The 9381-nt window shown below is 73.1% G+C and carries 10 protein-coding genes; 7 read left to right on the forward strand and 3 right to left on the reverse strand.

The window, feature by feature from the left end; all coding sequences use genetic code 11:
- Positions 1-113: 113 nt before the first annotated feature.
- The 3 genes from ACFY0D_RS39265 to ACFY0D_RS39275 all read left to right on the forward strand — a co-directional run bounded on the left by ACFY0D_RS39265 (position 114) and on the right by ACFY0D_RS39275 (position 2529).
- Entirely contained in the window at positions 114-1112 is a 999-nt protein-coding gene (locus ACFY0D_RS39265; RefSeq protein ID WP_390802653.1) for a DUF1996 domain-containing protein, read from the forward strand.
- 83 nt (positions 1113-1195) lie between these two features.
- Positions 1196-1807, forward strand: coding sequence for a sigma-70 family RNA polymerase sigma factor (locus ACFY0D_RS39270; RefSeq protein ID WP_030725819.1), 612 nt, complete (start codon positions 1196-1198; stop codon positions 1805-1807).
- The gene (locus ACFY0D_RS39275; RefSeq protein WP_390802654.1) at positions 1804-2529 is read left to right on the forward strand and encodes an anti-sigma factor family protein; all 726 of its coding nucleotides are present in this window, start codon (positions 1804-1806) and stop codon (positions 2527-2529) included. Before ACFY0D_RS39270 ends, ACFY0D_RS39275 begins: the two co-directional genes overlap by 4 nt.
- 447 nt (positions 2530-2976) lie before the next feature.
- On the opposite strand, the gene ACFY0D_RS39280 is transcribed toward ACFY0D_RS39275, so the two are convergent.
- Both ACFY0D_RS39280 and ACFY0D_RS39285 read right to left on the reverse strand, forming a co-directional pair.
- Positions 2977-3708 (reverse strand): hypothetical protein, encoded by a 732-nt coding sequence (locus ACFY0D_RS39280; RefSeq protein ID WP_390802655.1) that lies wholly within the window; start codon positions 3706-3708, stop codon positions 2977-2979.
- Between the two features lie 9 nt (positions 3709-3717).
- Entirely contained in the window at positions 3718-5136 is a 1419-nt protein-coding gene (locus ACFY0D_RS39285; RefSeq protein ID WP_390802656.1) for a hypothetical protein, read from the reverse strand.
- 150 nt (positions 5137-5286) lie between these two features.
- Between ACFY0D_RS39285 and ACFY0D_RS39290 the strand changes: the two genes are divergently transcribed.
- From ACFY0D_RS39290 to ACFY0D_RS39305, 4 genes are all read left to right on the forward strand, one after another.
- Positions 5287-6192 (forward strand): RimK family alpha-L-glutamate ligase, encoded by a 906-nt coding sequence (locus ACFY0D_RS39290; protein ID WP_382546478.1) that lies wholly within the window; start codon positions 5287-5289, stop codon positions 6190-6192.
- Positions 6189-6986 (forward strand): RimK family alpha-L-glutamate ligase, encoded by a 798-nt coding sequence (locus ACFY0D_RS39295; RefSeq protein ID WP_390802657.1) that lies wholly within the window; start codon positions 6189-6191, stop codon positions 6984-6986. The genes ACFY0D_RS39290 and ACFY0D_RS39295 overlap by 4 nt, the downstream gene beginning before the upstream one ends.
- Positions 6987-7088: 102 nt before the next feature.
- Positions 7089-7943 carry a DMT family transporter gene (locus ACFY0D_RS39300; protein ID WP_390802658.1) on the forward strand — a complete coding sequence of 285 codons (855 nt, stop codon included), beginning with the start codon at positions 7089-7091 and terminating at the stop codon, positions 7941-7943.
- 42 nt (positions 7944-7985) lie between these two features.
- A complete protein-coding gene (locus tag ACFY0D_RS39305) occupies positions 7986-9050 on the forward strand; it encodes a zinc-dependent alcohol dehydrogenase family protein (protein WP_390802659.1) in 1065 nt (354 codons plus the stop codon).
- Positions 9051-9189: 139 nt separating this feature from the next.
- On the opposite strand, the gene ACFY0D_RS39310 is transcribed toward ACFY0D_RS39305, so the two are convergent.
- The coding region (locus ACFY0D_RS39310; RefSeq protein ID WP_390802660.1) for an acyl-CoA carboxylase subunit epsilon at positions 9190-9381 on the reverse strand (192 nt) is incomplete at its 5' end.

Consider the following 9381-nt stretch of genomic DNA (forward strand, 5'->3'; position numbering starts at 1 on the left):
TCACCTCCCCGGGCGAGCGGCCGGCCCACACCGGAACGTACGAATCACGGCGCCGTGCCCGTCATACGGATGACCAGTTGACGGCAGGGGCGCCACCGGCAACCGTGACCGGCATGGGGAACGAACACCGGCTGCTCACTCTCGCCGTCTGCCTGGTCCTGGGCGGCGGGCTGATCGCAGCCGTACTGGGGGCGTCGCGGGCGGCCGGTCCGCACGCCGGGGCGGCGGACGGGCGGCCGGCCGCGTCCGACTACGTGGACATACGCGATGTCCCGCGCCTCCCGGCAGCCGCTGCCGCCCCCGGGTCCCAGGGATCCGCCGGGTCGGTGGTGGTGGATTGCGGCCGCAACGAGCAGGGCCACTACAACGAGGACAACCTCGTGGTCTCGCCCGGGCTGCCGGGCGGCGCCCATCACACGCACGCCTACGTGGGAAACCTCTCCACCGACGCGCTGTCGACGGAGGCCTCGCTGGCCGCGGCCGACACGAGCTGCAGGGGCGGCGACCGGTCCACGTACTACTGGCCCGTCCTGCGCCGCCCCGACCGCCCGGGCACGCGCCCGCACGAGGATTCGGCGGGGCACGGGAACGTCGGCGAGATCGTGCCGGAGACCTCGGTCCTGGTGGAGTTCCGCGGCAACCCCGTGAGCAAGGTGGTGCCGATGCCGCGTTTCCTGCGCGCGATGACCGGCGACGCCGTCGCGTACACGGCGGACAGCGAGGCCGACGTCCGGGCCCGCTGGGGGTGTTCGGGCTCCCCGGACCGGGCCACCACCCGTTACCCGCGCTGCCCCGCGGGCGAGCACGTCACCCGCACCCTGGTCTTCCCGAGCTGCTGGAACGGCCTCGACACGGTCGGCGTCACGCACCGTTCGCACCTGCTCTTCGCCGCCGCGAACGGTGTCTGCCCGAAGGACACCTTCCCGGTGCCGGAACTGCGCGTCTCCCTCGCCTACGAGATCCCCCCGGGGGTGAACGTGGCCCTCGACTCCTTCCCCGAGCAGCGGCACAGCCCGAAGACCGATCACGCGATGTTCGTGAACGCGATGACCGACCGGCAGATGGCCGCGGTCGTCGACTGCATCAACGAGGGCCGCGGCTGCCGGACCTGAGTGACGCAGGTCACGTGAACCGAATCCGTCCCGGTGGCGTGTTCCGACCGCACCACATATGCGAGGAAGACGGAGAGGGTGAGATGGCCGGACCACTGTGGCCCCGCACTCGGCGGGGCTCGACCGATGAGGCACTGATCAAGTCGGTGTACGAGGAGCACGGTCACGCCCTGCTCGCGTACGCCACCCGGCTGACCGGAGACCGGGCCGCCGCCGAGGATGTCGTACAGGAGACGCTGATCCGGGCCTGGCGCCACTCCGAGGTGCTGGTCAACGGAAAGGGCTCGGTGCGCGGCTGGCTGCTCACGGTGGCCCGCAACATCATCACCGACCGCTACCGGGCCAAGGCCGCCCGGCCGCCCGAGGTCTCGGGAGCCTCGTCCGCTCCCCCGGTGGAGGCGGACCACGCCGATTCCGTGGTGGACAGCATGACGGTCCTGGGGGCCCTCGATCAGCTGTCGCCGGAACACCGCGACGTCCTGAAGGAGTTGTACTACCGACAGCTCAGCGTCGCGGAGGCGGCCGACAGCCTCGGCATCCCGGCGGGTACGGTCAAATCTCGCTCGCACTACGCCCTCAAGGCGCTGCGCGACGTCTTCAAGAGCGACGGATTCAGGGACATCGGTTCCAGAGAAGGAAAGCGATCGGGCAGGCCGCCCCAGCAGCCCGCCGGACTGCGTGAGGTGGTGGCATGAACCGGCAGAGGCACGAGGAGGAACTGCTCGGCCCCTACGTACTCGGTGTCCTGGACCCCGAGGAGATCCGCCGGGTCGAGGAACACACGAGCGGATGCGTGCAGTGCCGGGAGGAGGTGGCCGCGTTGCGCGAGATGGAGGCGGCTCTGGGCGAGGTGCCCGACGAGGCGTTCCTCGACGGACCGCCGCATGGCGGTGACCTGCTGCTCCAGCGCACCCTGCGGCAGATGCGCGGTGAGCGGGCCGGTGATGCGCGGCGTCGGGCGGGGCTCGCGGGACTGGCGGTGGCGGCTTCGCTGGCCGCCGTGTTCTGGGCCGGTACCCAGCTGGGTACGGGCGATTCGGACGCCGTCGCACTGCCTGTGCCGCCGTCCCCGACGGCCACGGCGAACCCTTCGCCGCCGCCCGCCGGGACCAAGGTGCTCTCCGCGACAGACAAGGCCACGGGTGCGCGGATGACCGTACAGATGACGCCCGCCACCAAGTGGGTGCGGGTGCACGCGGCGGTCACGGGCGTGCCGCCGGGCGAGCGGTGCCGACTGGTCGTCGTCTCCAAGAACGGGACGCGCACCACCGCCGCCGGCTGGGTCACGGGCAGCCAGGAGAACGGCGAGGCCAAGGGCGCGGCACTGGACGGTTCGGCGGCCGTGGACCCGGCGGACGTCAAGGCGATCCTGGTCGAGAACGAGTCGGGCCGGACGTTCGTGTCCGTACCGGTCTGACCGGTCCCGGTCCGCCCCGGTCCGGTCATACCGGGGCGGGGCGGTGCGGGACGGGAACGTGACGGAGCCCGGGAGCATATCCAGCTCCCGGGCTCCTGTGTGCCACCCAATTGCGCACACCGGCACGTTTAAGAGTCGCGGATCATTCTTAGATCGACGTGTTCTACCTTTGAACTACCGCGCCATGAGAAGAGGCACAGGAGGGACTTGAACCCCCATCCATCGATGATCGTCCGCGCTCGGTCGATCCGGTGTTCGGCGGCGAATACTGAGACTGGAGCGATAATCTGAGATTGAAGGGCCGCCTCTACCAGCTTGGGCCACCCCGGCTCGGAATGCCGGGGGAGGGATTCGAACCCCCAACTGACACCCTCGTTCAGCTTCAACATCAGTTTCAGCTTGCGCTCTCGCGCACCCCCTGCAGACATACAGAGGGAGTCTTAGGGGCTACTTGAACAAGTAGCCGAACACCGCGTCGCCGACCCGCTGGTCGGTGACCTCGGCGCTGTTGGCCTCCTCGCGGGCGAACTTGACGGCCTGCTGGAGCTTCTCCACGCGGTCGAGCAGCTCGTTGACCCGCCGGGCGGGCAGCGCGCCGGAGAACTTCACGGTCGTCCAGTACCCGACCGGAACGTCCTCGTAGTACACCTCGACCTGCGCCGGGTGCTTCTCGGTGGCCTCGGCCTTCACGTGGTTGCGCGGCACCTTCTTGGTACGGATGGTGCGCACCTGGTCCGTCTTCCAGGAGTCCGTGGACGGGTCCAGGTTCCAGGATTCGGAGGCGTCCAGCACCGGCAGCTTCCGCACGAAGGTGTGCATGTCGGTGAGCTGCTTCTCCAGGAAGAGCAGGTACGGCACGGGCACCTGCGCCAGCAGGACCGTCCCGTCCACGACGACATCGGCGGCCGCGGTGCGGTTGGCCCAGTCCTTGGTGGCCGTCACGTCGAACAGCCGCGTCAGGGTCCCCGCCGTCGCCCGCAGCACGTCCTCGGCCTTGACCTGCACCCGGGTGGACTCGGGCGGCAGTTGCTCGCCCTCCTCGTCCTTGGGCTGGTAGGTCCGGGAGATTCCGGCCAGCAGGGCGGGCTTCTGGACGTCGTGGTGAGCCTGGGTGAGCTCCTGGAGGGACTTGGACTTGACGCCCTTTTCCACTGCGATGATCTGATTCAGCTTCGGCACGTGATCAACCTAGCAGCCGATTGTCCGATCATTCACCGGGATTTCCGGCACGTGCGCCCGGTCCAGCAGCCGGCGCATGTCCTGCGGCGGAAGCGCGGGGTTGGCGGCCGCGGCGGCCGCGATGTCGGGGTCCGGATCGGCGAGCAGTTCGCGGATCCGGGCCACGGGGAGCCGGGGGTCCCGGGCGGCGGCCGTGCGCGTATCGGGGTCCCGGCTGAGGCGGTCGAGGAGTTCCGGTTCCAGGCCGGGGTCGCGCAGGGCCAGGCTCCGGCGTTCCGGGTCCGGTGAATCGCCGAAGCGGGCGGCGAGCCCGGCGGCGGGGAAGCCAGGCCGGGTGACGAGCATGAGCACGGCGCGGTGGGTGCCGTTCAGGTAGAGGTCGAGGAGCAGCTCGGGCGGCGGCTCCGGGTGGAACTCGGCGAGCAGCAGACGTACGGCGAAGTCCGGGTCCCCCGCGAGCAGTTCGACGGCATCGGTCGGCAGGCCGGGGCAGACAGCGGCGCTGCGCCGCAGCCAGGTGTGCGCCGACCGGGCGCACCGCCGCAGGAATTCGGCGTCCGCGCGGCGCTCCCACACCCAGTCGAGGGTGGGCAGCCGGTCCTCTGCGTCCACGGTGTAGTCGATCGCGGCGCGTTCGGACTCGGCCAGCTCGGGACGGGCGGAGACCCGGAGCCGGACCTGCGGATCGGGATCGACGGCCAGGCGCGCCACCAGGTCGGGCGGGAGGGTGGGGTTGGCGGCGATCGCCGCGAGCCGTCCGCCCTCGGCGACCACGCGTTCGGCGAGCTCCCGGGTGAGCCGGCCGGTCCCCAGGATGTCGATCACCTGCCACGAGTCGCCCAGTTCCCCGACCAGCCAGGTGGTCGCTTCTTCGTCCTCGTGGCAGATGCGCGCGGCGGCTTCCCGCCGGACGCCGAGATCCTCGTCGTGCAGGAGCCGTTCGCGGGTCTGCCGCGCGAGCCGGTCCCAGGCACGGCAGGAAGCCCGGCGGAACAGGGGGTCCTCGTGGTCCGCGAGGGGCGCCAGGATGTGGTGGGGCGTCGCGCCGGACGCGACCAGTTCGTGGGGCACCAGGGGGTGCGGGTGGGCCAGCAGCCGTTCGTACGCGTGGTCGGGCAGGGGTTCCGCCCTCCGTCGGTACGCGAGGGGGCCCATGGCGAGCGCGAGGCTGATGCGCGGGTCGGGATCGTCGAGCAGCCGGGCACGCTGGCCGGGGTCGGCCTCGGCGTTCTCCGCGAAGGCGCACCGCACCCGGCGGTCCGGGTGCGCGAGGATCGCGTCGACCACCTCCGGAGGCAGGACGGTCCGCCGCGGAACCACCCATCGCACCCACTCGTCTTCGAGGCCGAACAGCCGTATCAGCACGTCCGGTGGTGCCGCCGTGTTCATCAGGAGCCCGTGCAGCAGCCCCGTCCACCGGTCATCCATGCCCCGGCCCCTCCCCCGTTGATCCGAAGCGGGCAGCGTAACAAGGAAGCCCACAGCCGGACCGATCATCACATTGCGGTCCATGACATCCTGTGACGTCATGACTCGCCGGACGTATCGGCGGACGTCCGGGGAATATGGGGAAGGTCCATGAGGCTCTGCTTCCTGGTGGAGGAGCACTACCGCCACGACGGCATGCCGAACGAGGTGATCCGGCAGCTGACGGCGTGGGGGCACGGCGTGGACGTCGTACGGCCGGGCGGCTCGCTCCTGCGCATGACCGAGGTGGTGGACGCGGGCGCGCACGACGCCTGGGTCCTCAAGACGGTGTCCGGCGGTCCGGGTCTGACGCTGCTCGAAGCCGCCGCCGCGGCCGGGACGACCACCGTCAACGACGCCCGGTCGATCCGTGGCGTAAGGGACAAGGCGCTGGCCGCCGCCCTCGGGCGCGGCCGGGGGCTCCCGCTGCCGCCGACGTACGCCGTGGCCCGCCCCGAGTTGCTCAGGGAGATCCCGGCGGCGGAGTACCCGCTCGTCGTCAAGCCCGCCGACGGCAGCTCCGGGCGGGCCGTGCACCTGGTGTCCTCGCCGGAGCGGCTGGAGTCGCTGCTGCCCGTGCTCGCGGGCGAGGGGCTGCTCATCGCCCAGCCGTACGTACCCAACTCGGGGACGGACATCAAGGTGTACGCGGTCGGCGGGGAGCTGTTCGCGACCGAGCGGTGCTCGCCGCTGCACCCGGACCCCTCGGTACGGGAGCGCCGCGTGCCGCTGTCGGCCGAGGTGGCGGCGATCGCCGCGCAGGTGGGGGCGGTCTACGGGCTGGACCTGTACGGCGTGGACGTGCTGCTGGGCCCGGACGGGCCGGTGGTCGTCGACGTGAACGACTTCCCGAGCTTCCGTCAGGTGCCGGACGCGGCCGCGCGGGTGGCCCGGGCGGTCCTGGAGCTGGCGCGGGCGGGCGGGTCCGCGCAGCCGCCGGCGCCCGTGGCGCTGCCGTACCCGCTGCCCCTGTCGATCCCGGCGCAGGTCTCGGCCGTGGGGGGCGACGGCGCGTGAAGATCGGCCTGATCACCCCGGATCCCGGGCATCCGCTGCTGGCGGACACCACGGCCCTGCTGGCCCCGGAACACGCGGTCGAGGCCCTCGATCCGCTCACCCTGGGGGACGTGCCGCTGCCGCTCGCCGAGGTGTACCTGCTGAAGTCGCGGACACCGCACGCGCTGGGTCTCGCGCGCCACCTGGAACGGCGGGGGGCGGCCGTGGTGAACTCCGCCTCGGCCACCGCGCTGTGCCAGGACCGTGCGGAGATGGCGGAGCTCGCCCTGCGGGCCGGGCTGCCCTTCGCCGCGACCCGTACGCACGACTCCCTCGGGGCCTGGGCGGCCGGGGCCCGGCTCGACGCCCCCGTGGTGGTCAAGAGCCGGCGCAGCCGCCGGGGCGACCTCGTCGCCCGCGTCGACGACGTGGCACTCCTGCGGGAGTTGGCGCGGGAATGGCCGCACGAGCCGGTCGTGGTGCAGGAGTACGCGCCCAACAGCGGCTGGGACCACAAGCTGTGGGCCATAGGGGACCAGGTCTTCTCGGCCCTGCGCCGGTCCGAGCTCTCCCCCGGGGGCCGTGGCCCCACCCGTCCCCTGCCCCTGGCGGAACTGCCGTCCGGCTGGGCCGGTCTGGTGCGCGAGGTGGGCGCGGTGTTCGCGCTGGACGTCTACGGCGTGGACGTCATCGACACCGGCGGCGGGACTCCGCTGATCGTGGACATCAACGCCTTCCCCGGGGTCCGGGGCCAGGCCGGCGCCCCGGAGGCCCTCGCGGCACTGGCCCTGCGGCGGGCCGCGGGGCTCACCTAGGGTGCCTGCCGGGCAGGTCCGGACGGGGGAAAGCGCGGGGCATGACGGCCGTGGCCCGGTGTCGTGGCACGGAGGGGCGGCGGGCGCCGTGAGGATCGGGGCATGGGCGTCGTCCTGCCGGTCCTCTTCGCACTGTTCGCGGCGTTCAGCAACGCGCTCGCCACCGTGCTCCAGCGGCGCGCCGCGCTCACCGTGCCGCAGAGCGACGGCTTCCGCCTCGGCCTGGTCCTCGATCTGCTGCGGCGCCCGCTGTGGATCGGCGGCATCCTGGCCGTGATCGCGGCCGGGGCCGGGCAGGCCCTCGCGCTGGCCACCGGCGCGCTGGCGCTCGTACAGCCGCTGTTCGTGCTGGAGCTGCCGCTCGCGCTGCTGATCGCCTCGCTGATGACCCGGCAGCGGCTGCCGCGGGCGCTGTGGCTGGCCGTGGCGGGGGTGGTGGCGGGGCTCGGGGTCGCGCTCGTGGCCGCCTCGCCCATGGGCAACCGGACGGACGTGCCGGCCGAGCGCTGGGTGGTGGCCCTGACGGCGAGTGCGGCCGTCGTGGCCGCCCTGGCCGTGGCCGGGCTCCGTCTCCCGCCAGGCCGCGCCCGGGCAGGCTGCCTCGGTGCCGCCACCGCCGTCTGTTACGCACTCACCGCCGCGCTGATGAAGTCCGCGGTGCACGTCCTCGACGACGACGGCTTCGTCGCCTTCCTGACCACCTGGGAGACGTACGCCTTCGGAGCGAGCGGCATCTGCGCCCTGCTCCTGCTGGAACACGCCATGCAGGGCGGCCCGCTGGTCGCCTCGCAGCCCGCGCTGACCCTCGGCGACGCGAGCATCAGCATCGCGCTGGGGGTGGTGCTGTACGAGGAACACCTGCGGTCGGGCTGGTGGCTGCTCCCCCAGCTGCTGGGCATCGGCTTGATCTGCGCGGGAGTCCTGGCGCTGGCCCGGGCCGGGGAGGGCGCGCCCTGAGGCCGGGTAGCGTGCCGGTCAGTCGAGCGGAGGGCGGGATCCATGCGAGCGGTGGTCTTCGAGCGGTACGGCGAGCAGGCCGAGGTACGGGAGGTGGCGGAGCCGGGTCCGCCGGCGGGCGGGGTGGTGGTGCGGGTGGAGGCCACCGGGCTGTGCCGCAGCGACTGGCACGGCTGGATGGGGCACGATCCGGACATCGTGCTGCCGCACGTCCCCGGGCACGAACTCGCGGGTGTGGTCGAGGCCGTGGGGACCGGCGTCATGAACTGGCGTGCGGGCGACCGGGTCACGGCGCCGTTCGTGTGCGCCTGCGGCCGCTGCGCCGACTGCGCGGCCGGTGACCACCAGGTGTGCGCGCGGCAGACACAGCCCGGGTTCACGCACTGGGGATCGTTCGCCGAGTACGTGGCCCTGGACCACGCCGACGTGAATCTGGTGGCCGTGCCCGAGGAGCTCTCGTACGCGACGGCGGCCGGTCTCGGCTGCCGCTTCGCGACGGCGTTCCGGGCGGTGGTGGCGCGGGGCCGGGTGGCGGCGGGCGAATGGGTGTCCGTGTACGGCTGCGGCGGGGTGGGGCTCTCCGCCGTGATGATCGCGGCGGCGGCCGGGGCCCGGGTGGTCGCGGTGGACACGGCGCCGGGGGCGCTGGATCTGGCGCGGACGTTCGGCGCCGTGCACTGCGTGGACGCCCGGGACGGCGCCGACACCGCGCAGGCCGTCCGGGAGGCGACCGGCGGGGGCGCGCACCTGTCGCTGGACGCGCTGGGATCACCGGAGACGGCGGCGGCCTCGGTGGCCGGGCTGCGTCGGCGCGGGCGGCACGTGCAGGTGGGACTGCTGCCCGCGGCGGCCGGCGCGGCGGCCCTGCCGATGGACCGGGTGATCGGCTGGGAGCTGGAGATCCTCGGGAGCCACGGCATGGCGGCGCACGCCTACCCGCCGATGATGGAGATGGTCCGGGGCGGGGTGCTGCGGCCGGACCTGCTGGTCACCTCGACGATCCCGCTCGACGCGGCCCCGGCGGCGCTGGCCGCCATGGACACGGCGGCCGGGCGCGGGGTCACGATCATCCTCCCGGGATCGGGCGCCCGGGGCACTGGGCGGTGACGAGGGCCGCGCCCGGCCGGGGCCGTGCAGCGCGGAGGGGCGCCCGGGAACCGGACGTGGTCGGGCGCCCCGGCAACGCGGAGCGGAGCGGTGCGGCGCCAGGCGGCGCGGGTCAGGCACGATGCGGAAGAGACACTCCCTAGCGCCAGCTGTGCGGGGCCTGGAAGCCGGAGTTGCGCTCCAGGCGGCGCCAGCCGGCCTGGGAGCGGGCGGTGCGGGCCGGAGCCTGGGCCGCGGTGGAGGCGGCGCGGGCGAGGAGGATGGCGGTGATGGCGGCGAGTTCCTCGGGCCGGGCGTTGCCCTTTTCGACCTTCAGGAGGGTGTCGGCGGT

The sequence above is a fragment of the Streptomyces sp. NPDC001502 genome (genome assembly GCF_042894785.1).
GTDB lineage: Bacteria > Actinomycetota > Actinomycetes > Streptomycetales > Streptomycetaceae > Streptomyces > Streptomyces kutzneri.